Origin of the sequence: Flavobacterium sp. CAN_S2, from assembly GCF_015752255.1 — a bacterium.
In the GTDB taxonomy this organism is placed as follows: Bacteria; Bacteroidota; Bacteroidia; order Flavobacteriales; family Flavobacteriaceae; genus Flavobacterium.
Map to the genome: position 1 here is coordinate 253,623 of NZ_JADOVA010000002.1, position 25,503 is coordinate 279,125.

Below are 25,503 nucleotides of genomic sequence, written 5' to 3' on the forward strand. Positions count from 1 at the left end.
GTATTTATATTATTAATTGTAAATTAGCGCTAAAATGTACAAAAATGAAAAATATTTTTTTAATTCTATTAGTTTTAATTGCGTTTGTGTCTTGTAAAACAGGTGCTTATGAATCTTTAAATTCAAATACTGTTAATTTTCAATCCGTAAAAATTGATACGTTATTTCAAGATAAAATAAGTATTCGAGCGATTCAAATGGATAAAAATAAAATTTGGTACGCTGCAGATAAAGGTAGATATGGTTTTTATAATTTAGGTACCAATCAGAAAATAGAGAACAAAATCACCAAGGATTCTTTAAAACTTGAATTTAGAAGTATTGCTCAAACAACTAAGCATGTTTTTATTCTGAATGTTGCAAATCCTGCTTTATTGTACCAAATTTCAAAAGAGGATAAGGAAGCAAGAGTAGTGTATCAGGAAAATCATGAGAAAGTCTTTTATGATAGTATGCAGTTTTGGGATGACAAAGAAGGAATAGCCATGGGAGATCCAATTGCTGATTGTCTCAACATAATAACGACACGTGACGGAGGGAATTCCTGGAATAAAACCCCATGTGATAAATTACCGAAAGTGATGGATGGCGAGGCTGCTTTTGCGGCAAGCAATACTAATGTTGTAATCAAAGGAAATCATACATGGATTGTTTCCGGTGGAAAAAAATCGAGAGTTTTTTATTCCTCTGATAGAGGAAATAGTTGGTCGGTTTATGAAACTCCAATTGTGCAAGGAAAAGCTATGACGGGAATTTTTACGGCTGACTTTTACGATGCAAATATTGGGTTTGTAGCTGGAGGCGATTATGAAATCAGAAATCAGAATTTCTCCAATAAAGCCAGTACAATTGATGGAGGTAAAACTTGGAAACTTGAAGCTGAAAATCAAGGTTTTGGGTATGCATCTTGTGTTCAGTATGTTCCTAGAAGTAACGGTAAAGGACTTGTAACTGTAGGGACTTCAGGAATATATTATTCGTTAGATAGCGGGACTTCTTGGAAACAATTATCATCCGATTCCACATTGAATACAATTCGCTTTCTGGATGAAAAAACCGCTATTGCTGCTGGACAAAATAAAATGATTCGTATCAACTTTAAACAAAAAACCTAAGCAATAGATTTTGTCCGATGCTTAGGTTCTTGTTGAACTAATAAAATAAAAAGTAATTATTTTTTTTGGCCTTTATTGCGATATTGGTGAAGCAATTTTCTATTGAAATCTTCTTCAGCCTTTCTAAGTTTAATAATTTTTACCGAGGGTAATACGCCTCGCAAATTTTGGGTAAACTTTTTTCGAAGTAAAAATAATTCTTCTTCAGTATCTTCCATTTGAACTAAGAAATTATTAGCTTCTTTTTCAGATATTTTATCTAATGAGCCATCACTCATTCTTTTCATATAAGCGCGCATTTTCTGATGTCTTAATTCAAATTGTTTGTCATCAAATGTGTTGTAAAGCGGCCAGAATTTTTCAGCCTCATTGCCTGTCAAGTCAAGCTCTGTTGTAAAAAAAGCTACTTTCAACGCTTTTATTTTTTCTTTTTTTTCTTTCATACTTTCGCCCTGAGCGTAAAAGCTGAATGAAACAAATAAGAATAGTAGGGGTAATAATTTTCTAACGTTCATTTTGTTATTTTTTAATTAAAGCTTAAAAAGCATGTTTGTTGTTTATTCTAAAATAAGATTTTCCAAATTTGAATTTCCAGATAAAAGATCTTCTATCGCTTCATCTTCTATTGCAATACTTGTATTCATGTTGTTAATATCTTCTGTTTCCAGGCCACTTATCAAATCATATTGATTTACATTAGATTGATACGTTATGTAATTTTCTAATTCAGTTGAATCCAATTCATTGCTGCTGGCAGATGAATAATTAAAAATTGGAATCATCAGCGCAAGTACCAAAACGGCTGCCACCATCATAATTAAATTTTTCCTTTTTTGAAAAATAGAAATAACTTTTGGTTCACTCGCAGGGAATTGCTCCATCATTTTGACTGAAAAATTTTCAAAATAATGATCCGGTGTTTTGAATCCGGTTTCAATTTTAGGCTCGTTTTCTAATTTAAATGCTTTCATATTTTCTTTAGACGTATTTATTGCAAAAAGGTTTAATTAGTAGATACAAAAGCTTCTATTTTTTTTACTGCAATATGATAGGATGCTTTTAATCCACCAACGGAAGTTCCCAAAATTTCAGAAATTTCTTCATACTTGAGTTCTTCAAAATACTTCATTTTAAAAATTAATTGTTGTTTCTCAGGTAATAATGCGATAGCTTTTTGCAATTTTATTTGAATATCATTACCGTCAAAAAACACATCAGCTTCCAGATTATCTAAGGTTTTGTTTTGCAATGTTTCAGATGAGATACCACTTATTTTTGATTTCTGTTTTAAAAAAGTCAAAGCTTCATTGGTCGCAATACGGTATATCCATGAAAACAGTTTGCTTTCACCTTTAAAATTCTTTAAATTTTGAAATACTTTAATAAAAGTATTTTGCAAAACATCATCCGTATCATCGTGATTCAAAACGATATTACGAATATGATTGTAAAGTGGTCTTTGATAATCCAATATCAACTGCTGAAACGCTTGGTTTTGCGTTTTAGGGGATAACAATTGGTTAATAAATTCCTGTTCTTCTTGCAAAATTATTATTTATAGGTTAGAGTGGAATTTATCATAAAGGTTTAATCGGTTTAATAATATTTAAAATTCAGATTGCTCTTCTTCTTTATTGATAACCGGTTCAGGAGTTTTTACAGGTTCTACTTTCTTGATAGCAGCGGGAACATAAGAATTTACAGGAATTACTTTTGGCTGTATCGGATAGTAGATTTCAGTTATCCATTTTGAAGGATTTTTAATTTCTGTTCTACTAGTAGTGAAAACTTCCAAGTGTGAAAATGTAGGATCTAGCACAATTTTATTGGCATTAATGTATGCTTTAGTTTTGTCCAATGCTTTTTGAGTATGGGAATAATCACCGTTTAAAGTTGTTTTAACAGCGTCGAATGGTTCTAGTTTTCCAGCTAAAATATCACTTCCTGAACTCGTTAAAATTTGAGTTTTTATGGGTACACAAAACGAAACTTTAGTCAATCCGCTTGCTACATCATAAGTGTGATAGATTAAAAATGGTTTTCCATTCAATTCAATGTTGTTTTGTTTACAGAAAGTGTTGATTTTATAAAATACGATTCTTGAATTTTTAATAACATTCGAAATTTTACTATTGAAGGTTTGTTTCAAATAAAAGGTTCCGGTTTTTTTAGCTGGTCCGTCCACTTTTACCGTGTAGGTGTTTATTTCAAAATCTAAAGTTTTATCAAGATTGGCCAGGCTTTTTTCATACATTTCACCAATGATTTTATCGATGCCGCCATTAAACGCAGTGTATACTTTCATTGAAAAACTCATTTTTCCAATGGTTTTCCAAGTTACTTTTGTTCCTCCAACGGTATCTTTAAATTTCCAAAAAACCGAAGATTCGGTACCGCTATAATTCATTTTCTGAGAAATACTATCGTTTTCTTTCACAAAAAGAGTTTTCATATCACCGTTTCCATCTTTTCCTTCCCAGGAATACGATGCTCCAGGACCAATTGTTTTGCCGGGATAATTAATTTTAATCTCGGGATCTGCAGTAATCCATGAGCCAAAATCTTCCCAGTTTCTGTAATCATTGACAAAATTAAAAACGTTTGATTTTGGAGAATTTATGATTTTACTTCTTTCTACGGTAAAATCTCCTTTTTGAGTAGCTACAAAAATGGATAAAGCCACAAAACTTAGTAGCAGTAAAAGAAATAAATATTTTAAAATCCTCATAATACACGGGTTTATTAATTTTTGTAAAGTTAAAGATTTAATTTACAAGTAGCGGAAAGTGTTAAATAAATATGATGGCAATTTTGATTCAAAAACGGAAGTTTAATTGTTAGAAGCAGTTAAAAAATTAATTTTCAATGCCTTAATTTTCAATTTTTATGCACAAACAAGAATTTTGATAGCATATTCAGATGTATTTCAAAACAAAAAATTCCACTGTAAAGTGGAATTGGTTTCTTTATTTGGAGAAAACTAACGTTTGAAAAATATTTTTATGAGGAATAAAATACCAATAAAAACTACAAATCCTATTACAATTTTGTAATTCCCCTTGTAAAACTCATTATGAATTTTGATATCTTTTCGATAGGAATAAATTGCAGCAATAACAAATGCAACAAAAAACAAGCCTGCGAACACTAATTGACCTTGACTAAACATAGTTTAAATTATTTCAGGCAAATTTAGATAATAGTTTGGAAATAGTTGCTAATTTGCCTTTTCATTTAACAAAATAAAAAGATGCAAAAACAGATAAACTCAGTCAAAGAATTTCATACCGCTTTTAAAATTGGGCACAGTGAAATTCCAACAGCTAATTTAGGTGAAAGTAAGCATGAACTTCGCTATAATTTAATGAAAGAGGAAAACGAAGAATATCTTGAAGCAGTTCAAAATAATGATTTAATAGAAATTGCGGACGCATTAGGGGACATGATGTACATTCTCTGCGGAACCATTATCGAACATGGTTTGCAACATAAAATAGAGGAAGTTTTTGACGAAATCCAACGCAGTAATATGAGTAAATTAGGCGAAGATGGAAACCCAATTTACCGTGAAGATGGCAAAGTGATGAAAGGGCCTAATTATTTTAAACCTGATTTTTCTAAAATATTAGAATATAAATAGGAGTACAGTTGGAATCTTATATTAACAAAATGCAAAAAGCGATTTTCATTGTGAAAATCGCTTTTTGTATGCATGCTGAATGTTGAAAAATTATATTTTAACAGTCCACCCAAAAGTATCTTCTTCTAGTTTATTCTGGATATTAGTCAATTTGTCTTTCAACTGAATTGCTACTGTTTTTTCAATTTTTGGTAATTCATAATATACGTCTTGGTATGAAAATCCTGAAATTGGACTTACAACTGCCGCTGTTCCAGCACCAAAAATTTCTTTTAGAGTTCCGTTTTTCGAAGCTTCAACAAGTTCAGAAACTAAAACGGGACGAATCTCTACAGCAATTCCTTCACTTTTAGCCAAGTCGATTAGTGTTTTTCTGGTAACACCATCAAGAATTCTTTCGCTAACGGGAGCTGTCAATAAAATATCATTAATTCTAAAGAAAACATTCATTGTTCCCGCTTCTTCCAGTTTGGTATGCGTGGCATCATCTGTCCAAATTACTTGTTGGAATCCTTCCTTGTTAGCTAATTCAGTTGGATAGAATTGCGCAGCGTAATTACCTGCAGCCTTTGCAGCTCCAATTCCTCCATTAGCAGCTCTACTGAAATGTTCCGCTATAAGCACTTTGACATCACCGGAGTAATAAGAGGTTACTGGAGATAAAATGATCATGAATTTATAATCATTGGATGGATTTGCAATTACACCTGTTCCAGTAGCAATCATAAATGGTCTGATATACATTGCATTTCCTTTCCCTTTTTTGATCCAAGCTTCGTCTAATTGCAACAATTGATTCAATCCATTCATGAATATTTCTTCAGGTACTTCAGGCATAGCCATTCTCACTGCTGATTTATTGAAACGTTTGTAGTTTTCGTCCGGTCTAAAAAGCCAAACAGCATCATTAGTATCCTTATAGGCTTTCATACCCTCAAATATAGCTTGGCCGTAATGAAAAACTCTTGTTGATGGGTCTAACAAAAAAGGAGCGTAAGGTTTAATGACCGGTTGTTGCCATTCTCCATTTTTAAAATCACATTCAAATAAATGATCCGTGAAAACGGAACCAAAGCTTAAGTTTTCAAAATCTACTTCACTTATTTTTGAAGTAGCGGATTTTATAATTTCAATTTTGTTAGTTTGAGTGGTACTCATAATAAGGTATCGTTTTTTAATTTTTTTTAAAGTGTTAGCTAAAGCTTAAAAAAATCTGGTTTCTACAAATTGGCGTTTAATATTTGCAAAATTAAATAAAAATCAGCAAATTACTTATCAAAACAATATTAATTATAGCCTTTAACTACGATTTGTTTACGTTTTAGAAAATTAAAAAAAAACGAGCTTAATTCTATCGATTACATAATAAATAGTGATTTATCAGCAGTAAACGCATTAGTTTTCATTAATTTTGACAAGTTTAAAAAATTTCACACTCGAATAACTTTAGAAAATAATTTTGAAAAGAGAAATAATCCAAACACTTGATGGTTCAACAACCATTCATATAGCGGAATGGGACGAATGTTATCATTCTAAACATGGAGCCATTCAGGAAGCGCAACACGTATTTATAAAAAACGGACTTTCACTGTTTCCAGACAGGATTGTCTCTATTTTAGAAATTGGTTTTGGAACCGGCCTTAACGCTTTTATTACTTTTTTGGAATCCAAAAAAAGGAATCAAAGCATTGATTATGTTGGAGTGGAAGCCTATCCAATTTCAGCAGACGAAATATTATCGATGAATTATGTAGAAGAACTTCATGCAGTGGAACAAAGTTCAATTTTTGATACCATGCATCAAAGTAATTGGGAAGAAAAAATTATTCTGGATGATAATTTTGCATTGACTAAAAGAAAACAATTCTTTGAAGAAATCAATGATGAAAATAAATTTGACTTGATTTATTTCGATGCTTTTGGATATAGAGTACAACCTGAATTGTGGAGTACCGCAATTTTCGAAAAAATGTATAAGGCGCTCAAACCAAATGGAGTGCTGGTTACTTATGCAGCTAGAGGTGTGGTAAAAAGAAGCATGATTGAAGTAGGTTTTACCGTTGAAAAACTTGCAGGACCACCTGGAAAAAGAGAAATGTTTCGGGCTACAAAAAACTAAATAGAGTTGTTAAAGTCTTTGTTTTCAGTTGTTTATTTTTTGTTTATTTGAAAATTTGATAACTGTAATAAAAAACTAAAAACTACGTTAAATAATTATGTTACAGTTATAATTAATGTATTTTTACACCGATTTATTATTAAAATCTAACTTAAAATCTTCATTTGCTATGTCGAAAATCATGTATGATTATACAAAATCAGTCTTAGAAAGAGTAAGTTTTGATCCGTTGCTTTTTTGCAAAGAGTTAGAAAAAGCCATCAAAATGTTGTTGCCTTACGAAATGGAACAATTACGAGAATGGTTATTGAACTATACGATAGGAAAACCAGAGTTGAAACAATGTTTACTTATTGTAAATTCATAAAAAAAAGGAACCGCGAAAACGGTTCCTTTTTTTTATTTTTTATGAATAGAACTAATAATTTGTACGTTCTGAAAAACAATTGCTCCCTTTATAACTCCGGCAATTGTACTTCTAAGAGCTTCAATTATCTGAATTTTCAATTCGCTTTTAGGAAAAATAAGGCTGACTTCCCGTGCTGGTTTTGGTTCCTTAAAATGGCGAAGCTTTAATTTATCTTTTTCTTTTAAATCCAGTGTATGCAAATAAGGAAGTAATGTTGTTCCCAAACCTTCATCGGCTAATTTTATTAAGGTTTCAAAACTGCCGCTTTCTATTTGAAAATGTTCAATTTCATTTTTGCTGCTATTGTTTTTGCACAAATTTAAAATTCCGTCTCTAAAGCAATGACCGTCCTGCAATAATAGAATTTCATCTAAGTTTAAGTCGGAAACTTCTATTTCTTCCTTTTGAAAATGATGGTGACTTTCTGGAATGTACGCCACAAAAGGTTCAAAGTACAATACAATTTCCTTGATTTTATCTTCTAATAACGGAGTTGCGGCTATGGCAGCATCCAGATGACCATTATTAAGTTTTGTAATAATTTCGTCCGTATTCAACTCTTCAATGATGAGTTTTACTTTTGGATATTTTTTAATGAAATTATTCAAAAACATTGGCAATAGTGTAGGCATAATGGTGGGAATTATTCCTAATCGGAATTCACCGCCTATAAATCCTTTTTGCTGTTCTACAATATCTTGAATGCGATCAGCTTCGTTGACGATATTTTTAGCTTGGTTAACTATTTTTTGACCAATATCAGTAAGTTGAATCGGTTTTTTGGATCGGTCAAATATCTGAATGCTTAACTCTTCTTCGATTTTCTGAATCTGCATACTCAATGTAGGTTGAGTTACAAAACATTTTTCGGCCGCAAGAGTGAAATTTTTGTGTTCGGCTACAGCCAAAACATATTTTAGTTGAGTAATTGTCATTTTTTATAGTAATATCTGATGCAAATATAAAAACAATCAATTTGACTTATAGTGTAAAGAGTTGTTTTCTTGCGTATTTTTGTTTAAAATAATAAATTATGAAAACAAATATTTTAGGATTACCAGTTAAAGAATCAGAATTGATTGTAAGTGAATTGAATATTTTGTTATCTAATTTTCAAGTGTATTATCAAAATTTAAGAGGAATTCATTGGAATATTAGAGGGAAACGTTTTTTTGATTTGCATGTTAAATTTGAAGAATTATATACGGATGCCCAAATTAAAATTGATTTAATCGCTGAAAGAGTGTTGACTGTAGGAGGAATTCCACTGCATACTTTTGAGGATTATATAAAAAATAATCAATTAGTTGTTGGGAAGAATGTTTCTAATGACGAGAAAGCTGTTCATTTAATTGTTACTTCATTGTCACATTTGCTAAAAATAGAAAGAGGGATTCTTAATAAATCTGGGGAAATTAATGATGAAGGAACCAACTCAATGATGAGTGATTTTATATCAGAGCAAGAAAAAACAATTTGGATGATGCAAGCTTGGTTGGAAGAAACCTTGTAGTTTTAGCAACGAAATAGAAAAAGCCAGATGGAATCATAAGATTTTATTCTGGTTTTTTTTTGAATGTTAATTTTTTTTTAAATTTATTAGAACTAATGTTTTTTCTAATGAACTTAATTCTATTTTTGCGACAATGAAAATTATATCTAAAATATTCTTAATCATATTTTTTGCATTTCTTGTCACGCCAACAATTGTTACTGTGATTGAGAAAAGCGCTGATATATCTATTTTCTATAGCATCTCTGAAGAGGAACATTCGCTCAAAGAAATCAAGACTTTTTTTTATGTAGATCATTTTTCAGAGGTTTTGGTTCCAATAGAATTAACTTCTAGCGCCATTCTATCTGAGAATCTATCAAAACATGATAAGATTACTTCCTCCATATTTATTCCTCCACCCAACGAGGTTTAATACAAGTATGATTTTGAATCATTTCAAAATCTGTTGTCGCATTGCTTTGTGCGAAAAAAACGCTGTATTCAATTTTAGTTAGGTATTATGTCAAAAAAAATTAATCTTTTTGCTAACCTTAAATCCGATTTCGCATCTGGTTTAGTGGTTTTTTTGGTGGCGCTACCATTGTGTTTAGGTATTGCAATGGCTTCAGGTGCTCCTTTATTTTCAGGAATTATTTCAGGAATTATTGGAGGAATAGTAGTAGGCTATTTTAGTACGTCGCACATTAGTGTTTCCGGTCCAGCTGCGGGTTTAACAGCTATTGTTCTTACGGCAATCACGGATTTAGGTGCTTTTGATATTTTTTTGACTGCGGTTTTCATCGCAGGTTTGCTACAATTAATATTAGGATTTGCCAAGGCGGGAAGTATTTCTAATTATTTTCCAACGAATGTCATTGAAGGAATGCTTGCAGGTATCGGAATTATCATTATTCTGAAACAATTACCGCACGCTTTTGGATACGATAGTGATTTTGAAGGAGATCAAGCGTTTTCACAAACGGATGGCAGTAACACCTTTTCTGCGCTGTTTAGTATTTTTGATTACATCCAAATAGGCTCAATAGTGATTACTTTGGTTTCAATGGTAATTTTGATTTCTTGGGATAAAGTTCCTTTTTTGAAAAAATTAAAATTAGTCCCAGGAGCTTTGATTGCGGTTGCTCTAGGTGTTATTTTAAATGAAATTTTCATTGCTACCGGAAGTGCATTAGCTATTGGAAAAGAACATTTAGTTTCCCTGCCAGTTCCATCTTCTTTCGAAGAATTTAAAGCAATTATTGTCACGCCTAATCTTTCTGGAGTGATGAATCCTAAAGTATGGGTAGTAGCCTTGACTATAGCAATTGTAGCGTCTATTGAAACATTATTAAGTATAGAAGCTTCCGATAGAATGGATGTTCAAAAAAGGTATACTGACACGAATAAGGAGTTGAAAGCCCAAGGTATTGGTAATATGGTGAGTTCGCTTTTAGGAGGTTTACCTTTGACCTCAGTAATTGTGCGTTCTTCTGCAAACAGCAATTCTGGAGCAAGATCTAAAATGTCGACCATCATTCACGGAGTGTTGTTGTTAGTAAGTGTTCTTGCTATTCCAGTAATTCTGAATAAAATTCCTTTGGCTACTTTGGCAGCTATATTAATTTTGGTAGGTTATAAATTAGCAAAACCGGCAACATTTATACATTTTTGGGAAAAAGGGAAATATCAGTTTGTTCCTTTTATTGCCACATTATTAGCTGTAGTATTTTTGGATTTATTGAAAGGTGTTACCTTGGGGATTATCATCAGTATTATTTTTGTTTTAAAAGGAAATCTCAAGAGAGCTTACTTTTTTAGAAAAGAACAATATGCTGATGGTGATGTGATTCATATTGATTTGGCTCAAGAAGTTTCTTTTTTGAATAAAGCGGCCATTAAACAAACCTTGAATCATCTTCCGGAAAATTCTAAAGTGATTATAGATGCAAAAGATACGGTTTACATTGCACATGATATTTTGGATTTAATCCATGAGTTTAAAACTACAAGAGCGTTAGACAATAACATTAAGGTAAAACTAAAAGGATTTAAAAAAGCCTATCATCTGGAAAATAGCATTGATACTCAGAATCATGTTTCTATTGAGCACTATTATGATGCGGCTAAAAGAGTTATGGTTAAAAAAGAAATCACCGACGAAGAATTTCTTAAACAAGAAAATGGAAACTAATTAAGGAATTTAATTTGAAAAATAGTTCCTTTACATTGCATTAGAGTTACAGAACGTTTGTATTAATAAAAATAATAAAACAAAAATTATGAGCGATTTTTATAAAAAAATATTAGAAAACAATAAGAAATGGGTTGAAACTTCGTTAGCAAGTGACCCTAATTATTTCCAAGATCTTGCCAAAGGTCAAACGCCGCCGTTATTATGGATTGGCTGTTCTGACAGTCGTGTTCCTGCCAATGAAATTGTAGGAGCTAAGCCTGGAGAAGTTTTTGTACACAGAAACATTGCTAATATGGTGGTTCACTCTGACATGAATATGTTGAGTGTTTTGGATTATGCTGTAAATGTTTTGAAAGTAAAACACGTTTTAGTTTGCGGACACTATGGTTGCGGTGGTATTAAAGCGGCAATGGGAAATGATTCTATTGGTATTATTGACAACTGGATTCGTCACATCAAAGATGTATATCGTTTGCACAGTGCCTATTTAGATTCTATTGAAGATGAAACAGAGCGTTTTAATACTTTTGTAGAATTAAACGTAAAAGAACAAGTTTTTGATTTAGCTAAAACATCGATCGTTCAGGCTGCTTGGAGAAACGGTCAAGATTTGACTTTGCACGGATGGGCTTATGGACTTAATTCTGGTTTTGTAACAGATTTAAATGTTAACATCAGTTCCGAAAAAGATTTAGATGCAGTTTACCAGTTGAAATTTTAATTCAAAATAAGCCGGCTATAATAGAGTGATTTTTAAATAAAATGAGCTCGATGTAATATCGGGCTCATTTTTTTTTCGTTTAAATAAAACTTTTGCTGCTTAATTGGCGTACTGTGTTTTACTTTTTAATCTTCGGTTGCAGTGAATATAAATCTTCTTATTTTAAACTATCAGATTATTAATGCATAGCATCTGCCGGGTTGATTTTGTTTTTTCCTTTTTTAATAAAAAAGATAATTGGAATACAACACAGGAACATAATTCCGAGATACATAAAAATATCCATATACGATAGAACAGCACTTTGTTTCATCACAGAATAGTCAATCACCTGATACGCTTTTTTCAACGATTCATTAGCAGTAAATCCTTTTGACATAAACCCTTTTTGCAGCATCAAAACCCGCTCTTGAACCTCTAATCTAGTTGTGTCTAAATGTGAAACTAAATTGACTCTGTGTTCCTGGCTAAATCTTGTGATAAAAGTTGTAATGATGGCAATACCAAAAGAACCTCCTAATTGTCGCATCATTCCTGTAAAGGCTGCACCTTCGCCAATATCTTTTCCTTTTAAAGTAGAAAGGGACAATGTGGTTATAGGTACGAACAGCAATCCTAATCCAATTCCTCTTAAAATTAAGCCCCAATATAAATGCTCAACACCAGTATTTGGTGTCATACTGTTGTGCATCATATAAGTAAAGAAAAAGAAAATCAAAAAACCAAGACCTACCATATAACTCTGGGGAACACCTTTTTGAAGTAAATTTCCAACAATTGGCATCATCAATGCGGTAGTTATTGAGCCTGGAATCAGTAACAAACCGGCATCAGTTGCGGTCCATCCTAAAATGGTTTGGGTATAAATTGGTATGATTAAAGTGGAACCATAGAGTCCAAATCCTAAAATAAAACACATTACTGTTCCAATTCTTAGATTCCCATCTTTTAAAACACCCAAGTTAACAATCGGATATTTATAGGTTAACTCTCTCCAAATAAACAATACTAAACCAAAAACGGTAATAGTGCTTAAAAGTATAATTGTTTTATTATTGAACCAATCGTCTTGTTGCCCGTGTTCTAAAACATATTGCAAAGAACCAATAAATGCCATTAATAGAAAAATTCCCAACCAATCGACTTGATTGGATTTCAACTTTTCGCCATATTTGGGACTTCTTACAAAAGTCAATGCTAAAATAGTGGCTATAATTCCAAGTGGAATATTGATGTAAAAAATATAGGGCCACGAAAAATTATCAACCAGATAGCCCCCTAATGGTGGACCCAAAGTAGGACCAACAATGACACCCATTCCGTAAATCGCTTGGGCCATACCTCGTTTTGTAATAGGATAACTCTCGGTTATAATGGTTTGAGCTGTCACTAATAAAGCGCCACCACCCAATCCTTGAATAAATCTAAAAGTTACAAGTTCCCAGATATTGTCTGCATTCCCACATAAAAAAGAGGCTACCGTAAAAATGATAATAGAAGTAACAAAATAATTACGTCTTCCAAATTGTTGTGACAACCAACTGGTCATAGGAATTACAATAACATTGGCAATAGCATAAGCCGTAATTACCCATGCAACATCGTTTAGCGTAGCACCCAGACTTCCTCTCATGTTCGTCAGCGCTACATTGACAATTGTGGTGTCTACGATTTCTAGCAGGGTACAAAGTATTGCTGTAATCGTAATCAGAACTCGTCTGTAGCCATATTCTACTAAATCGTCTTCTCCCGCTTGTACCATTTATGCTAAAGTGTAAACTATAATTGTCTTAAAAGGATCGCTTTTTTTATTTTTTTAAATCTAGAAAAATAGATTTATTTTAAATGCACATCGACATCGACATTCATTCCCGGGCGCAATAATTTTATTTTTTCAGGATCGTTTGTTGCGTTCAAACTTATCTTTACCGGTAATCTTTGAATCGTTTTTACAAAGTTTCCTGTCGCGTTATCAGGCGGTAGCAATGAGAATCGAGATCCTGTTGCAGGTGAAAATGAAGTGACTGAACCTTCAAAATCATAATCAGGATACGCATCTACTTTTACGGTTACTTTTTGTCCAATTACCATTTTGTTCAATTGCGTTTCTTTGAAATTAGCAATAACCCAAGCTTCCTTATTGTTAATAATATAAAATAAAGATTGTCCGGGCTGAACCAATTGTCCTGGCTGAATATCAATTTTGGATACCTGACCATCAATCGCAGCAGTTACCGCGGTATAGGTTAAATTCAATTTTGCGGCATCCAGCAAAGCTTTTGCTCTTTTAATATTGGCAGCAGCCACCTCGGTTTGTTTATCAGAAACCTTAGATTTAGCCACAATAACTGATTTTTGAAACGCACTGGCTCTTTCTTGCTGTTGCAAAACACGAACTTGACTTTCAGCTTCCAGTTTTGCTGCTAAAGCTTGTTCGTACTGCTGTTTCGTGATAGAATGGCTTTTATACAAATTTTCATATCGGTTGTAATCACTTGTAATGCGGCCCAATCTTATTTTTGCGGATTCGATATTTCCACCTGCTGATAACACATTTGCATCCGAAACAGAAATACTGGCTAAAGCACTTCCTATATCAGCTTTTGTCACTGCAAAATTACCTTCAGCACCAATCATTGCTGCATTGGCTTCTTCAATTTTCAATTGATAATCTCTTCGGTCAATAGTAAAAAGCGTGTCTCCTTTTTTTACAAAATCGTTGTCTTTGATGTACACTTTATCTACATATCCGGAAACTCTCGGGATAATTGGATTCATGTTTTTTTCAATTTGTGCATCATCAGTTTCCTCGTGGGATTGGGAATGGATGTATTTAAAAGTTCCATAAGTTCCTCCTAAAACAACCAATGCTACTAGGATAATAATGAATTTTTTATTTGTTTTTTTCTTTTCCATGGTAGTTGATTATTTTTGAGCAAGATTGAAAGATTGAGACAATTGACCAGTTACGGAGAGTAACTCGTAGTATTTTTGGATCGTATTGGCTTTCGCCAAAGCTTTATTGATTTGTGAATTTAGCTGTTCCACATCAGCTTCGAGAAGGTCATTTGTGTCCGAAAGTCCATTGTCATATTTGTCTTTTACAATTCGGAAATTTTCAGTCGCCTGTTCTTGTGCTTCTTCATAAACCGTGTTTTGTTTCAACGCTAAATCGTAATCTTCAATCGCTTTATGGACTTGGATTTTAATGTAATCCGTTAATATTGCTTCAGAATTCTGTACTTCTAAAAACTTATTTTCAGCCAGTCTGACTAAAGTTCCGTTTTTTAGAATAGCACTTAAATCATAAGAAATTCCAACTCCTATATTCATTGCATTTTGAACCGTAATCACATTACTCAGGTCTAAAGCGGTGTATCCGCCAATGATTGCGATGGCTGGATAATAGGAACCTTTCGCTATTTTGATATTCGCTTCGCTGGCTTTTCCCTGAAACCGAATCGCTTCTAAATCCTTCCGATTTTCTAAAGCCGGTAATTCATTGATTGGAATATTTGTCATTTGGAAATCAGCAAAATCATCCTCTCGAATTTCCAGTTTGGTGTCTGGATTTAATTTTAAAAGTGTAACCAAATAAAAGTTGATTATTTTTAAATTATTATTCGTTTCATCCAGTGACAATTGTATTTTTGAAGCCTGTAATTTAGATTTCAACAGATCATTTCTGGGAATAATTCCATTTTTTTCAAGCTCTATAAAATCTTTAACGCGTTGTTTGGCACTTTTTTGATTTTCTTTCAGCAGTTCAATTGTTTTTTGTGCTTTGTACAAACTGGCATAATAATCTATCACTCGCAACGCTATTTCTTCTTTAGTTTGGGATGCGGTCGCCATTTCAGCCTGATACAAATTTTCATTTGCTTTGATGCTGTTTTGGATTTTAAAACCAGAAAACACCGGAACACTGGCATTCAACTGTCCAATCATTAACTGATTGACAATAGGAAGCGCCTGCGGAGTACCGGAATTGTTTTGATTCAGTTTAAAATCTACTGATGCATTCGCCAATCTTTGGTACTGACCGGAAAGTTTCAAATCAGGATATTGATTGTTTTTTGTAGCCTGCAATTCGTATTTTTTGGTCTTTACTTTCGTATTGGCCAGCGTAACTTCATTGCTTTTGGTCCAAGCCAAATTAATAGCTTCGTTCAATGTTAAACTTGTTTTTTCTTGTGCTGATAAGGATGAAATTCCGATGAAGAAAATCCCAAAGAGCATGAATTGATTAACTTTCATATATCAGAAGTGCTTTTATAGTTTGTTGAATATGCTTTGTCAAATTGGTTTTGATGTAATTATTGTATAAATCTTCGGTTTTCAGGTTCAATAAATTTTCGAAGAAAGGTTTATTCATGTGAAAATGAAAGAAAGTACCGAGAATGGTGGGTGTAATCAACGGAATAATAACGTCTTTTCTAAAAATACCTTTTTTCTGGCCTTCCTCAATAATAGTTTCAAGGGATTTTAAATTTCCTTTTTTTAATTCCGAAAACGCCTGAAGATTTTGCTCTCTCTTTTTAGAAGTAAATTCGAAATGTAAAATTCTGTAAATTCCTCGGTTGCTATTGATTCTATTGATATAAAGCGCAATTAGCTTATTAATTTTTTCAATAGGTTCAAGGTCTTCCAGTAGTAAATTTTCTAATTGATTTTTGAGATCCGAAGTTCTGTAAACAATAAGGGATTCGAGTAATCGTTCTTTGGAACCAAAGTAATACGAAACCATGGCAATATTAATTTTTGCCACTTTTGCTATGTTTCTAATGGAAGTGCCATCAAATCCTTTCTCTGCAAAAAGAGTTTCTGCAACTTCGAGAATTTGAATTTGTTTATCGTTAAAATTACTTTTCAATGGAATCGAATTTTGTTAAACAAAACTAAACAAGTGTTTAATTTAAACAAGTGTTTAATATTTTTTTAACATTTTTTTAATAAAAATTAAGGGTTAAAGTAAAGTTGAATTGTCAATTTAATTAAGTTGAAAATTTTTTATAAACTGCTTGTAAAAATATTTTTGAATTATTGAAGGTTCTTTATTGATATCCTCAACCCATTTTTAAAAGAAAATAGCGAAACTATCCTGTTTATCGAAGCGTTTTCCTTTTCCTAACTTACTTTTAAGTGTAAACAAATCATAATTAAATCTAATTTATGAACGTTCATTCTTTTTTATGGTATCTTTGCTTTTCAAATGTGATTTTAGTACAAATGTGTTTTAAGCATTTTTTGGAAGAGTACTTATTGATCAGAAAAATAAAAATAACAGCAACATGGCGAAACTTCAAAAAAGTATTGATAAACGGACTGCTCTCTTGAAAGCTACTTTGACTTTAGTAAATAATGGAGGGATTCAAGGAGCTTCAATGGCAAAAATTGCCAAAATTGCAGCTGTTTCTCCTGCAACGATATATCTGTTTTTTCAAAGTAAACAAGATTTAGTCAGTCAACTGTATCTCACGGTAAAATCATCTTTTGCTGAAGCTGCCTTTTCAGATTATAATCTTCAGGAATCTGTGGAGGTTAGGTTTAAAAAAATCTGGTTCAATATGGCACACTATAAGTTGAACCATCAAGAAGAAGCCTCTTTTTTATCGCAATGTGATAATACGCCTATGATCGATGAAATAACGAGACAAGAAGGGTTGCAATTTTTGACACCACTTTTTGATTTATGGATGAAGGGAAAAGAAGAGGGTATTCTGAAGGATATTTCACCTTATCTGATGTATGCTTATTCGATATATCCTATGGCTTTTTTGATGAACATGAAAAATAGGGGATTGAGTCCTTTGGATGAAAAAACATTGCAAGAAAGTTTTCAAGCGGCATGGGATAGTATAAAAGTGTAAAAATTTTTAATATAAAAAACAGTAATTAATTAATATAATAGAAATGGAATTATTAGACAAATTGAATTGGCGTTATGCTGCCAAAGCGATGAACGGAGAAAAAGTAGCTCAAGAAAAAATTGATAACATTCTGGAAGCAGCAATTCTAGCACCTACATCAAGTGGTCTGCAACCTTTTGAAATATTGGTGGTAACCAATCAAGAAATTAAAGAAAAAATCAGAGCAATCGGTTGGAATCAATCCGTGATTACAGACTGTTCCCATTTATTAGTATTTGCGGCTTGGGATACATATACTGCGGAGCGAATCAATAAAGTATTTGATCATACCAATGACGTCAGAGGTTTTAAGAATGAGGGTTTTGAAAATTACCGTCAGATGTTGTTGAATACATATCCACAAAAAGATGCCGAAGTTAACTTTCAGCACGCAGCAAGACAGGCTTATATTGCTTTTTCAATGGCTATCGCAGCTGCCGCTTTCGAAGGCGTAGACAGCACACCTATTGAAGGTTTTGAGCCAGATGCATTAGACGAAATTTTGAACCTAAGAGCAAAAGGTCTTAGAAGTTGTGTAATTCTTCCTTTAGGCTACAGAGATACTGAAAATGACTGGTTAGCAAGCTTAGCTAAAGTCAGAAAAAACAAAGAGGATCTAGTAAAATTTGTTGATTAAGACTCAATTTTGAAAATATTTTTTAAAAGCAGCCTCTATCTTTTTTAGAGGCTGCTTTTTTTATGTGAGGAATTAATTATTTTCAAATTAAATAAAAATCAATTCCATCTGCTGCCTAAAATTGTGAATATCTATTTTAGTAATACTGTTGTTTTTTTTCTTTTAAATCTATCTTTGACATCCTTAAAAAAAAAAGAAATGAGCACAACTTGGTACGAATGCAAAGTAAAATATAGAAAAACAGACGAAACTGGCGGACAGAAGATTACAACGGAACCGTACTTGGTAGACGCGTTATCTTACACGGAAGCTGAAAGCAGAATTAATGAAGAAATGTCGGCGTATATCAGTGAAGAATTTAAAATCACGAATATAAAAGTGGCTAATTATGCTGAGATTCATCCTTTCGAAAATGCGGATCGTTGGTTTAGATCCAAAGTTTCCTTATTGGCCTATGATGAAGAAAGCGGTAAAGAACGCAAAACTAATATGTATTTATTAGTGCAAGCCAATGATGTAAAAGAGGCCTATGATAACACAATCAGCGTGATGAAAGGTACGATGGGCGACTACACCGTTCCTGCAATTTCAGAATCTCCTATTATGGATGTTTTTCCATATTTCAGTGGAGAAGAAGGTGAATTGGAACAATTAGAAAGATTCAATGCGCTGAAAGCATCAAAACCGGAAGTAGCTGCGGAAATCGAGGATCACATGGAATTTGAAACTGCTCCTGAAGAAGAAGCTGTAGTTTAAGATTGTTTTAAAAACTCACCGCAAATTCGCAAATTATTGAAACAGTTACTAACTGTTTTTATTTGCGAATTTGCGGTTTTTTAATTTTAATCAGTCTTGTTTGTGTAATACTTTCTCGTATGCTTTTCTCGGGCTTCCTCTAAAATAAACTTCTCCACAATAGGTATAACCTAAGTTTTCAAAAATTTTCATCATGGGGATATTGTCAAAATTAGTGTCTGCTTTTACACTGTAAATGTTGTTGCTCAACGCAAAATCTTCTATGTTTTTTAGCATCAATTTGGCAAGTCCTTTACCCAAATATTTTTCAGAAATAGCCACGCGGTGCATGACAACAAAATCATCATTAGTTAACCAGTTTCCTTCAATTGTAGCGTAGGCAGGTTCATCATTGATAAGTACCGCACTGTAACCAATGATAGTTTCTCTGTCTACTAAAACAAACCCTTCTCCTTTATCAATATCTTTTTGTATGACTTCAGGATTTGGATAACCGTCTTGCCATTGGGTACTGCCATCTTCTTTTCTGCGTTGTATGGCTTGTTGTAAAATTTCCCATATTGGAGCTATTTCAGATAGTTCCGCTTTTCTAAAGTTATAATTCATTATACTTTTTTGTTATAATTTGGGTCAAAATCTACCATCCATTCAATACCGAATTTATCTCTAAACATCCCAAAATAGGAACCCCAAGGACTGTCGTCAATTGGCACTTCAATATTTCCGCCTGCTGAAAGTCCGCTAAATAACTTGTCGGCTTCTTCACGACTTTCTGCGCTAATGGATATTTTAGATCTGTTTTCATTTTCATTTACCGGACCCATACTTTCTGGAACGTCATTGCCCATTAAAATATTTTGGCCAATAGGCAAAGCAATGTGCATTATTTTATTAGCTTCATTTCCTGTTACCTTAAATTCAGTACTTGCCAAGTCTTTGAAACGCATAATCTTTGCGAACTCTCCTCCAAATACTGATTTGTAAAAATTGAATGCTTCTTCGGCATTTCCGTTAAAGTTAATATGTGGATTGATAAGTGCCATAATTTTAATTTTTAAGTTGCTAAATGGTTTACTTTCTTAAAATTTTATCCAAACTCTTTCCTTTTGCTAATTCATCTATCAACTTGTCTAAATATCGTACCTGTTGAGTTAATGGATTTGCAATTTCTTCAACTCGATAGCCGCAGATTACGCCAGTTATAAGTTGAGCGTTAGGGTTTATTGTAGCATTTTTAAAGAATGTTTCAAAAGTTACTTTTTCATCAATCTGTTTTTGAAGACTTTTGTCATCATAACCAGTCAGCCATTCAATTACTTGATGTAATTCTTCTTTCGTTTTGCCTTTCTTCTCCACTTTTGCGAGATAATGAGGATATACTGAAGAGAATGTCATTTTCGCAATACGCTCATCGTGATTATTTGTATTTTTCATTTCTTTTTTGTTGTTGTAGAGTTGTACTACAATGACTTTTACCATCTCTTATTGCTAGCGAGAGCGTCTCATTAGTGACTATTACAAATTTACAGTTATTTTTGTTAATGTTCACGAGCGGGACACTCTGGATAGTTGGGTATTAGTTGTCTAGTTGTTAAAATTGTTCTACATTTTTTCCGCCAATATTGTGTTTCATTTTCTTTCCCATAGTACTCGTTACATAGCCACCAACGCCTTCTTCTTTTCGTTGACCTTTTGATAAGTAATCAATGTTTATGGAACAGTCACCAGTTATGTCAACCCAAACTGTTTCACTTTCTCCACTTTCTAATTTGTCAATATGTCCGCCACCACAACCACTTATGTTTATGTTTGTTAAAGTTGTCTGAGTCGAGTTTATAAAAGTAATTCTCATTGTGTCGAGCAGAATAACAGTAACCCAACAATACAACAGCATTACAGGAATATTTACCAACATAACTCCGCAAGTCTTGAGTAATTTTTTTCTATTTTCTTTATCCTTGTAAGCTTTGACTAAAATGAGGATTAGTATTCCAATATTTACTAGTACTGTTAAAGAAATAAAACCTACACCAAGCAGTAGTAAATCAAAAGAAGATGTCAAAAAATAAAGCAAGAAGATAATCGTCCCAAGCACAAATGAAATTAATGCTGTTTGTCGTCCGAGTTTGATGTGTCTTTCTGTTGTCATACGTTTGGTGCTATCGTTTTGATAATAGGCGTTGTAGCTGAAGTTTTTAAATTTAAGTTGATGAAAGTTAGAGACTTTATGATATTTAAGTTTTTCTATTAAGTTTAGGAAATTGCGCAAAGTCAGAGACATTTGCGCAGCATTCACGAGAAATTTATTTTATTAGAAGAACACTTTGCGGAGCAGGTGTTAGTAATCACCTATAATTTGCTCAGTTGAACAAACTTTACTAAGTAAGATATCAATCTCTTTAGCCGAAGCGGATTCAGAATAAAAATGATCACGTAATAATTTAATTATCTTAGGAATTTCATTTGTGTTTTTTACAATGATATACGAAATATCTTCGATTCCAAAATCCAATTTATATTGTGAAAGTTTTTGATTGTACTTTTCTTTCTCTTTAGTGTATTTTAAACTAGGAACTGAAATAGACTGATTTCCAATCTGTTCTTTCTTTGGGACATATCGCCATTCACGTTCATCGTAAAATTTATAATTCGGAGTATCAATATTTCCACGTTTAAGCGGTCCGGAATAGTTTTTTGTAAAAGATTTAGTTTGAAATAAAAAATCGATGAGAGTTTCCTTATGATTGCCACTTAATTCATCTTTTTGAACTAAAAGATTATATAAAAGATTTCCTATTTCAGATTTTTTTTCAATGTAGAGAACAGGATTAATGTTATTTTTATTAGCCCAATTTTTGGTTAAACCAATTCCATAACATCCATATAGTCCAAAGTGTTGGTGAGATAGAGAAAGTGGTATGTCACAAAATGATACCATGGGATGAGCTGCACCTCGTGGTGGGTTTTCAGATACATATAATATCTCAAGGCAATACTTAATATTAAATCCTTCAGTTAAAATCCCAGCTAGACTTTTGTAATCTTTTGTATAATGTATTATTGAATTAGTACTAATTGCCATTAATGTTTGTTTTTAGTTAATTCTGAATCTAATTACTGCCAAGTAGTATTTAGGCGAAACAAATCTTCGTATTTAGACTTCTAAATGAGTTGATTAGCGAAGGTTTGTCTCGCATTATTGATATTCAAATATATTAAAAAATTCTTACAAATCATGTTCTAATTTTCTAAGGTTTAAACCACAAAAAAACGGCGTTTAAAGTTTATTTAAATGCCGTTTGATTATATAAGAATAAAGTAATTTATCGAATCGCTTTTACAAATTCTTCGATTTTTCCAGTTCCGTTTTCGGTTAGGTGCTGAATGAATGCACTTCCGATAATCGCACCTTTGGCAAATTGTGTGGCTTGATTAAAAGTTTCCTTGTTATTGATTCCAAAACCAATTACTTGAGGATTTTTTAGATTCATGTCGGCAATGCGTTTGAAATAGTCTTCCTGAGCACTTCCAAAACCAGTTTGGGATCCTGTAACACTCGCCGAACTTACCATATAGATAAATCCATCAGATACGCTGTCAATAAAATGGATGCGTTCTACGGAAGTTTGTGGCGTAATCAAGAATATATTTTTTAAGCCGTATTTTTCGAAAGTGGCTTTGTATTCATCGGCATACACATCAACGGGAAGATCAGGAATGATTAATCCATCGATTCCAATTTCGGCACATTTCTGGCAGAAATTCTCTATTCCGTATTGTAACATTGGGTTGAAATAACCCATAATCACTAAAGGAATAGCAACCGTTTTACGAATGTCTTTTAGTTGGTCAAACAAAACTTGTGTTGTCATTCCGTTATGCAATGCTTGTGTGGAACTGGCTTGAATCGTTGGTCCATCGGCTAATGGATCACTGAACGGCAAACCGATTTCAATCATGTCCACACCATTTTTTTCTAAATCCTGAATGATTTGTACGGTATCGTTGAGGTTAGGATATCCCGCCGAAAAATAAATGGAAAGTATCTTTTTAGTCTCTTTTAATTTTTGATTTATTCTGTTCATTGTTGTATTTTTTATTCCATTTTCAAGGTTTTTTGCCTTGGAGTTTAAATTTAAAAGTTTAGATAGCGGCACTATATGCCCAAGCTTTTTGGTCGGATTGCAAATGCACTTCTACGCGTCTGTAATGAAGTCCTTCGTACAGATCTGTTTGGCGAAGTTCTTGTGGCGAAACAGAATACACCATTCCGTTGATGGTATCTTCCGGTTTTTGTGTTTCCGTAATAATGGGATAATGCACTATTCCAAATTCTTCTTCAATTTGGATTTCTTTCACGATGTAACCAATCAATGTTTCAGGCGTTCCGTCAAGAATACGTCCAAAAAGATCTTTTTGAATATCCTCATTTTGTAAACTTCCGTAAGCGAATAATTTTTCCATAGTTTCTATTTTGAAAATGTGAACTGAACTTCATTTTGTGTTGTCGACTTTGCGTTAAGGATTACTTCACTATGCTCTTATTTTTATTGGAGTTCAGTGAACTTCGTTTACAGTGAAAATCCTTTTTTATCTCGTTTTTTAACGAGATAAAAAAGATTGTAACGGAAAGCCTGACCTCGCTGTAACGCTAGTAGAAGCGAGGGAACGCCCAACTATAATTTAAAATAATCGATATACGTATTCAAATCTTTGTCGCCACGACCGGAAAGATTGATGACTACCACGTCCTCCTGTTTGAATTTCATTTCGTCCAGAACGGCAAAGGCATGCGCACTTTCAATGGCGGGAATTAGTCCTTCCATTTGAGATAATTTGATTCCCCATTGCATCGCTTGATCATCCGTGATCGAGATGAATTGCGCTCTTCCGGTGGCGAATAAATTGGCGTGCATAGGTCCAACTCCCGGATAATCCAGTCCTGCTGAAATGGAATATGGCTCAGTGATTTGACCATCCGTTGTTTGCATCAACAATGTTTTACTTCCGTGGATAACACCCACTTTTCCTAAGGCAGAAGTTGCGGCACTTTCGCCGGAATCAACTCCTAAACCGGCAGCTTCGACGGCAATAATCGTCACGTCCTCATTATCCAGAAAATGATAATAGGTTCCGGCAGCATTGCTTCCGCCACCAACGCAGGCAATCACATAATCCGGATTTTCACGGCCTTCTTTTTCCAGTAATTGTTCTTTGATTTCCTTAGAAATGACGCTTTGGAAACGCGCCACCATATCCGGATAAGGATGCGGTCCCACGACAGATCCAATAATATAATAAGTGTCAACGGGATTGTTAATCCAGTCGCGAATGGCTTCGTTTGTGGCATCTTTTAAGGTTTTTGAACCTGACATAGCCGGACGAACTTCGGCACCCAACATTTTCATACGAGCCACATTTGGCGCCTGACGCTTGATGTCAATTTCACCCATATAAACGATGCATTCTAATCCCATCAGCGCACAAACTGTAGCTGTTGCTACGCCATGCTGACCAGCGCCGGTTTCAGCAATGATTCGTTTTTTACCCAAACGTTTGGCTAACAAAATTTGACCAATGGTGTTGTTCACCTTATGCGCACCAGTGTGACATAAATCTTCTCTCTTCAGGTAGATTTTAGTGTTGTATTGCTCTGATAAGCGTTTGGCAAAATAAAGCGGAGTAGGACGACCTACATATTCTTTTAGCAAAGCATCAAATTCAGCCTGAAATTCAGGCTCTGCTGTGATTTTTAAATAATTTTGACGTAATTCTTCCACATTTGGATATAACATTTCAGGAATGAAGGCGCCTCCAAATTCTCCGTAATAGCCTTTTTCGTTGACGTTGTAACTCATTTTATTTAAACTTTATAGGTTTGAAGTTTTCAAGATATCCTTGAAACTATTTAATTTTTCTATGTTTTTTAATCCTGGTTGAATCTCAAATTTACTGTTTACATCAAGAGCATAAATAGGTAGATTCGTTTTTAAAATTTCTTTCACTGCTTCCAATTCATCAATTCCGATTCCGCCACTTAGGAAAAACGGTTTGCTTGAAGGATACTTTTCTAATACTTTCCAATCGAATGTGGTTCCGTTTCCGCCGGGTAATTTTCCTTTGGTATCAAAAAGAAAATAATCACAAACGGCTTCAAACGGTTTCAATAGTTCAAAATCAAAATCATCATCTACGGAGAATACTTTAATCATCTCAATTTTAGAATCTAATTCACTTTTTAAATGTAAACAAAATTCAGCAGATTCGTGACCGTGCAATTGAATGGCTTGTAAATCGTATTTTTGGGCTTTCGCCAAAATTACTTCGGTATTTTCATTAACAAAAACCCCAACTTTCTTGATTGATTTTGGTAATTCTGGAATGACTCCATCAAAATAGCGAGCTGATTTCTCCCAAAATATAAATCCCATATAATCGGGCAGGAGCGAACCTACTTCGAGAATATTATCGGGATATTTCATGCCACAGATTTTGAGTTTCATCT

30 protein-coding genes are annotated in these 25,503 nt (G+C 33.3%); 11 read left to right on the forward strand and 19 right to left on the reverse strand.

Going from position 1 to position 25,503, the window contains the following annotated elements; genetic code table 11:
* Positions 1-44 precede the first annotated feature (44 nt).
* Complete coding sequence (locus IWX80_RS08935) at positions 45-1,115, forward strand: sialidase family protein (protein WP_196853124.1); 1,071 nt, start codon at positions 45-47, stop codon at positions 1,113-1,115.
* A 56-nt stretch (positions 1,116-1,171) separates the two neighbouring features.
* On the opposite strand, the gene IWX80_RS08940 is transcribed toward IWX80_RS08935, so the two are convergent.
* From IWX80_RS08940 to IWX80_RS08955, 4 genes are all read right to left on the reverse strand, one after another.
* A complete protein-coding gene (locus IWX80_RS08940; RefSeq protein WP_334682300.1) occupies positions 1,172-1,558 on the reverse strand; it encodes a sensor of ECF-type sigma factor in 387 nt (128 codons plus the stop codon).
* A gap of 114 nt (positions 1,559-1,672) precedes the next feature.
* The gene (locus IWX80_RS08945) at positions 1,673-2,086 is read right to left on the reverse strand and encodes a hypothetical protein (RefSeq protein WP_196853126.1); all 414 of its coding nucleotides are present in this window, start codon (positions 2,084-2,086) and stop codon (positions 1,673-1,675) included.
* 32 nt (positions 2,087-2,118) lie between these two features.
* Positions 2,119-2,661: an RNA polymerase sigma factor gene (locus tag IWX80_RS08950; RefSeq protein WP_113633275.1), complete on the reverse strand. Its 543-nt coding sequence runs from the start codon at positions 2,659-2,661 to the stop codon at positions 2,119-2,121.
* Positions 2,662-2,721: 60 nt separating this feature from the next.
* A complete protein-coding gene (locus IWX80_RS08955) occupies positions 2,722-3,843 on the reverse strand; it encodes an SRPBCC family protein (protein ID WP_196853127.1) in 1,122 nt (373 codons plus the stop codon).
* Between the two features lie 522 nt (positions 3,844-4,365).
* On the opposite strand from IWX80_RS08955, the gene IWX80_RS08960 reads away from it, so the two are divergent.
* A complete protein-coding gene (locus tag IWX80_RS08960; protein WP_196853128.1) occupies positions 4,366-4,755 on the forward strand; it encodes a nucleoside triphosphate pyrophosphohydrolase family protein in 390 nt (129 codons plus the stop codon).
* A gap of 90 nt (positions 4,756-4,845) precedes the next feature.
* Here the strand turns inward: IWX80_RS08960 and IWX80_RS08965 are convergent, their stop codons facing one another.
* The gene (locus IWX80_RS08965) at positions 4,846-5,913 is read right to left on the reverse strand and encodes a branched-chain amino acid aminotransferase (RefSeq protein ID WP_196853129.1); all 1,068 of its coding nucleotides are present in this window, start codon (positions 5,911-5,913) and stop codon (positions 4,846-4,848) included.
* Between the two features lie 301 nt (positions 5,914-6,214).
* Between IWX80_RS08965 and mnmD the strand changes: the two genes are divergently transcribed.
* The gene (gene mnmD, locus IWX80_RS08970; RefSeq protein ID WP_196853130.1) at positions 6,215-6,877 is read left to right on the forward strand and encodes a tRNA (5-methylaminomethyl-2-thiouridine)(34)-methyltransferase MnmD; all 663 of its coding nucleotides are present in this window, start codon (positions 6,215-6,217) and stop codon (positions 6,875-6,877) included.
* 169 nt (positions 6,878-7,046) lie between these two features.
* The gene (locus IWX80_RS08975; RefSeq protein WP_113633621.1) at positions 7,047-7,244 is read left to right on the forward strand and encodes a hypothetical protein; all 198 of its coding nucleotides are present in this window, start codon (positions 7,047-7,049) and stop codon (positions 7,242-7,244) included.
* Positions 7,245-7,276: 32 nt separating this feature from the next.
* Here IWX80_RS08975 and IWX80_RS08980 read toward each other — a convergent pair whose 3' ends face one another.
* Positions 7,277-8,221 carry a hydrogen peroxide-inducible genes activator gene (locus IWX80_RS08980; RefSeq protein WP_196853131.1) on the reverse strand — a complete coding sequence of 315 codons (945 nt, stop codon included), beginning with the start codon at positions 8,219-8,221 and terminating at the stop codon, positions 7,277-7,279.
* 98 nt (positions 8,222-8,319) lie between these two features.
* On the opposite strand from IWX80_RS08980, the gene IWX80_RS08985 reads away from it, so the two are divergent.
* The 4 genes from IWX80_RS08985 (at position 8,320) to can (ending at position 11,696) form a co-directional block, all read left to right on the forward strand.
* Positions 8,320-8,799 (forward strand): Dps family protein, encoded by a 480-nt coding sequence (locus IWX80_RS08985; protein WP_196853132.1) that lies wholly within the window; start codon positions 8,320-8,322, stop codon positions 8,797-8,799.
* A 133-nt stretch (positions 8,800-8,932) separates the two neighbouring features.
* Entirely contained in the window at positions 8,933-9,214 is a 282-nt protein-coding gene (locus tag IWX80_RS08990; protein ID WP_196853133.1) for a hypothetical protein, read from the forward strand.
* A gap of 87 nt (positions 9,215-9,301) precedes the next feature.
* Positions 9,302-10,972 (forward strand): SulP family inorganic anion transporter, encoded by a 1,671-nt coding sequence (locus tag IWX80_RS08995; RefSeq protein WP_196853134.1) that lies wholly within the window; start codon positions 9,302-9,304, stop codon positions 10,970-10,972.
* Positions 10,973-11,060: 88 nt separating this feature from the next.
* The gene (gene can, locus IWX80_RS09000) at positions 11,061-11,696 is read left to right on the forward strand and encodes a carbonate dehydratase (RefSeq protein ID WP_196853135.1); all 636 of its coding nucleotides are present in this window, start codon (positions 11,061-11,063) and stop codon (positions 11,694-11,696) included.
* Positions 11,697-11,874: 178 nt separating this feature from the next.
* On the opposite strand, the gene IWX80_RS09005 is transcribed toward can, so the two are convergent.
* The 4 genes from IWX80_RS09005 to IWX80_RS09020 form a co-directional block, all read right to left on the reverse strand.
* The gene (locus IWX80_RS09005; RefSeq protein WP_196853136.1) at positions 11,875-13,458 is read right to left on the reverse strand and encodes an MDR family MFS transporter; all 1,584 of its coding nucleotides are present in this window, start codon (positions 13,456-13,458) and stop codon (positions 11,875-11,877) included.
* A gap of 74 nt (positions 13,459-13,532) precedes the next feature.
* A complete protein-coding gene (locus IWX80_RS09010) occupies positions 13,533-14,612 on the reverse strand; it encodes an HlyD family secretion protein (RefSeq protein WP_196853137.1) in 1,080 nt (359 codons plus the stop codon).
* A gap of 9 nt (positions 14,613-14,621) precedes the next feature.
* Entirely contained in the window at positions 14,622-15,953 is a 1,332-nt protein-coding gene (locus tag IWX80_RS09015) for a TolC family protein (RefSeq protein WP_196853138.1), read from the reverse strand.
* Positions 15,943-16,569: a TetR/AcrR family transcriptional regulator gene (locus tag IWX80_RS09020; protein WP_442899834.1), complete on the reverse strand. Its 627-nt coding sequence runs from the start codon at positions 16,567-16,569 to the stop codon at positions 15,943-15,945. Before IWX80_RS09020 ends, IWX80_RS09015 begins: the two co-directional genes overlap by 11 nt.
* A 418-nt stretch (positions 16,570-16,987) precedes the next feature.
* On the opposite strand from IWX80_RS09020, the gene IWX80_RS09025 reads away from it, so the two are divergent.
* From IWX80_RS09025 to IWX80_RS09035, 3 genes are all read left to right on the forward strand, one after another.
* Positions 16,988-17,566 (forward strand): TetR/AcrR family transcriptional regulator, encoded by a 579-nt coding sequence (locus IWX80_RS09025; protein ID WP_196853139.1) that lies wholly within the window; start codon positions 16,988-16,990, stop codon positions 17,564-17,566.
* Between the two features lie 43 nt (positions 17,567-17,609).
* Positions 17,610-18,242, forward strand: coding sequence for a nitroreductase family protein (locus tag IWX80_RS09030; protein WP_196853140.1), 633 nt, complete (start codon positions 17,610-17,612; stop codon positions 18,240-18,242).
* Between the two features lie 198 nt (positions 18,243-18,440).
* Entirely contained in the window at positions 18,441-18,998 is a 558-nt protein-coding gene (locus IWX80_RS09035; protein WP_196853141.1) for a DUF4494 domain-containing protein, read from the forward strand.
* Between the two features lie 90 nt (positions 18,999-19,088).
* Here IWX80_RS09035 and IWX80_RS09040 read toward each other — a convergent pair whose 3' ends face one another.
* The 9 genes from IWX80_RS09040 to IWX80_RS09080 all read right to left on the reverse strand — a co-directional run bounded on the left by IWX80_RS09040 (position 19,089) and on the right by IWX80_RS09080 (position 25,501).
* A complete protein-coding gene (locus IWX80_RS09040) occupies positions 19,089-19,604 on the reverse strand; it encodes a GNAT family N-acetyltransferase (RefSeq protein ID WP_196853142.1) in 516 nt (171 codons plus the stop codon).
* A complete protein-coding gene (locus tag IWX80_RS09045) occupies positions 19,604-20,041 on the reverse strand; it encodes a VOC family protein (RefSeq protein WP_196853143.1) in 438 nt (145 codons plus the stop codon). The genes IWX80_RS09040 and IWX80_RS09045 overlap by 1 nt, the downstream gene beginning before the upstream one ends.
* Positions 20,042-20,069: 28 nt before the next feature.
* Positions 20,070-20,432 (reverse strand): DUF2200 domain-containing protein, encoded by a 363-nt coding sequence (locus IWX80_RS09050; RefSeq protein ID WP_196853144.1) that lies wholly within the window; start codon positions 20,430-20,432, stop codon positions 20,070-20,072.
* Positions 20,433-20,589: 157 nt separating this feature from the next.
* Positions 20,590-21,147, reverse strand: coding sequence for a hypothetical protein (locus IWX80_RS09055; protein WP_196853145.1), 558 nt, complete (start codon positions 21,145-21,147; stop codon positions 20,590-20,592).
* A gap of 189 nt (positions 21,148-21,336) precedes the next feature.
* Positions 21,337-22,080 carry an abortive infection system antitoxin AbiGi family protein gene (locus IWX80_RS09060; protein ID WP_196853146.1) on the reverse strand — a complete coding sequence of 248 codons (744 nt, stop codon included), beginning with the start codon at positions 22,078-22,080 and terminating at the stop codon, positions 21,337-21,339.
* Positions 22,081-22,321: 241 nt separating this feature from the next.
* Positions 22,322-23,083, reverse strand: coding sequence for a tryptophan synthase subunit alpha (trpA, locus tag IWX80_RS09065; protein ID WP_196853147.1), 762 nt, complete (start codon positions 23,081-23,083; stop codon positions 22,322-22,324).
* 58 nt (positions 23,084-23,141) lie between these two features.
* Positions 23,142-23,462: a gamma-glutamylcyclotransferase family protein gene (locus tag IWX80_RS09070; protein ID WP_196853148.1), complete on the reverse strand. Its 321-nt coding sequence runs from the start codon at positions 23,460-23,462 to the stop codon at positions 23,142-23,144.
* Between the two features lie 212 nt (positions 23,463-23,674).
* Positions 23,675-24,856, reverse strand: coding sequence for a tryptophan synthase subunit beta (gene trpB / locus IWX80_RS09075; protein ID WP_196853149.1), 1,182 nt, complete (start codon positions 24,854-24,856; stop codon positions 23,675-23,677).
* A 12-nt stretch (positions 24,857-24,868) separates the two neighbouring features.
* The gene (locus IWX80_RS09080) at positions 24,869-25,501 is read right to left on the reverse strand and encodes a phosphoribosylanthranilate isomerase (protein WP_196853150.1); all 633 of its coding nucleotides are present in this window, start codon (positions 25,499-25,501) and stop codon (positions 24,869-24,871) included.
* Between the last annotated feature and the right edge of the window lie 2 nt (positions 25,502-25,503).

Excerpts from the sequence above, each read along its gene's own strand:
- IWX80_RS09035 (WP_196853141.1), top strand. The coding sequence starts at position 18,441 with ATGAGCACAACTTGGTACGAATGCAAAGTAAAATATAGAAAAACAGAC.
- IWX80_RS08935 (WP_196853124.1), top strand. The coding sequence starts at position 45 with ATGAAAAATATTTTTTTAATTCTATTAGTTTTAATTGCGTTTGTGTCT.
- IWX80_RS08975 (WP_113633621.1), top strand. The coding sequence starts at position 7,047 with ATGTCGAAAATCATGTATGATTATACAAAATCAGTCTTAGAAAGAGTA.
- IWX80_RS09025 (WP_196853139.1), top strand. The coding sequence starts at position 16,988 with ATGGCGAAACTTCAAAAAAGTATTGATAAACGGACTGCTCTCTTGAAA.
- IWX80_RS08985 (WP_196853132.1), top strand. The coding sequence starts at position 8,320 with ATGAAAACAAATATTTTAGGATTACCAGTTAAAGAATCAGAATTGATT.
- IWX80_RS09070 (WP_196853148.1), bottom strand. The coding sequence starts at position 23,462 with ATGGAAAAATTATTCGCTTACGGAAGTTTACAAAATGAGGATATTCAA.
- IWX80_RS09005 (WP_196853136.1), bottom strand. The coding sequence starts at position 13,458 with ATGGTACAAGCGGGAGAAGACGATTTAGTAGAATATGGCTACAGACGA.
- IWX80_RS08940 (WP_334682300.1), bottom strand. The coding sequence starts at position 1,558 with ATGAAAGAAAAAAAAGAAAAAATAAAAGCGTTGAAAGTAGCTTTTTTT.
- IWX80_RS08980 (WP_196853131.1), bottom strand. The coding sequence starts at position 8,221 with ATGACAATTACTCAACTAAAATATGTTTTGGCTGTAGCCGAACACAAA.
- IWX80_RS08945 (WP_196853126.1), bottom strand. The coding sequence starts at position 2,086 with ATGAAAGCATTTAAATTAGAAAACGAGCCTAAAATTGAAACCGGATTC.
- IWX80_RS08965 (WP_196853129.1), bottom strand. The coding sequence starts at position 5,913 with ATGAGTACCACTCAAACTAACAAAATTGAAATTATAAAATCCGCTACT.
- IWX80_RS09060 (WP_196853146.1), bottom strand. The coding sequence starts at position 22,080 with ATGGCAATTAGTACTAATTCAATAATACATTATACAAAAGATTACAAA.
- IWX80_RS09080 (WP_196853150.1), bottom strand. The coding sequence starts at position 25,501 with ATGAAACTCAAAATCTGTGGCATGAAATATCCCGATAATATTCTCGAA.
- trpB (WP_196853149.1), bottom strand. The coding sequence starts at position 24,856 with ATGAGTTACAACGTCAACGAAAAAGGCTATTACGGAGAATTTGGAGGC.
- IWX80_RS08960 (WP_196853128.1), top strand. The coding sequence starts at position 4,366 with ATGCAAAAACAGATAAACTCAGTCAAAGAATTTCATACCGCTTTTAAA.
- can (WP_196853135.1), top strand. The coding sequence starts at position 11,061 with ATGAGCGATTTTTATAAAAAAATATTAGAAAACAATAAGAAATGGGTT.
- trpA (WP_196853147.1), bottom strand. The coding sequence starts at position 23,083 with ATGAACAGAATAAATCAAAAATTAAAAGAGACTAAAAAGATACTTTCC.
- IWX80_RS09010 (WP_196853137.1), bottom strand. The coding sequence starts at position 14,612 with ATGGAAAAGAAAAAAACAAATAAAAAATTCATTATTATCCTAGTAGCA.
- IWX80_RS08990 (WP_196853133.1), top strand. The coding sequence starts at position 8,933 with ATGAAAATTATATCTAAAATATTCTTAATCATATTTTTTGCATTTCTT.
- IWX80_RS09045 (WP_196853143.1), bottom strand. The coding sequence starts at position 20,041 with ATGGCACTTATCAATCCACATATTAACTTTAACGGAAATGCCGAAGAA.
- IWX80_RS08995 (WP_196853134.1), top strand. The coding sequence starts at position 9,302 with ATGTCAAAAAAAATTAATCTTTTTGCTAACCTTAAATCCGATTTCGCA.
- IWX80_RS09030 (WP_196853140.1), top strand. The coding sequence starts at position 17,610 with ATGGAATTATTAGACAAATTGAATTGGCGTTATGCTGCCAAAGCGATG.
- IWX80_RS09015 (WP_196853138.1), bottom strand. The coding sequence starts at position 15,953 with ATGAAAGTTAATCAATTCATGCTCTTTGGGATTTTCTTCATCGGAATT.
- IWX80_RS09055 (WP_196853145.1), bottom strand. The coding sequence starts at position 21,147 with ATGACAACAGAAAGACACATCAAACTCGGACGACAAACAGCATTAATT.
- IWX80_RS08955 (WP_196853127.1), bottom strand. The coding sequence starts at position 3,843 with ATGAGGATTTTAAAATATTTATTTCTTTTACTGCTACTAAGTTTTGTG.
- IWX80_RS09040 (WP_196853142.1), bottom strand. The coding sequence starts at position 19,604 with ATGAATTATAACTTTAGAAAAGCGGAACTATCTGAAATAGCTCCAATA.
- IWX80_RS09050 (WP_196853144.1), bottom strand. The coding sequence starts at position 20,432 with ATGAAAAATACAAATAATCACGATGAGCGTATTGCGAAAATGACATTC.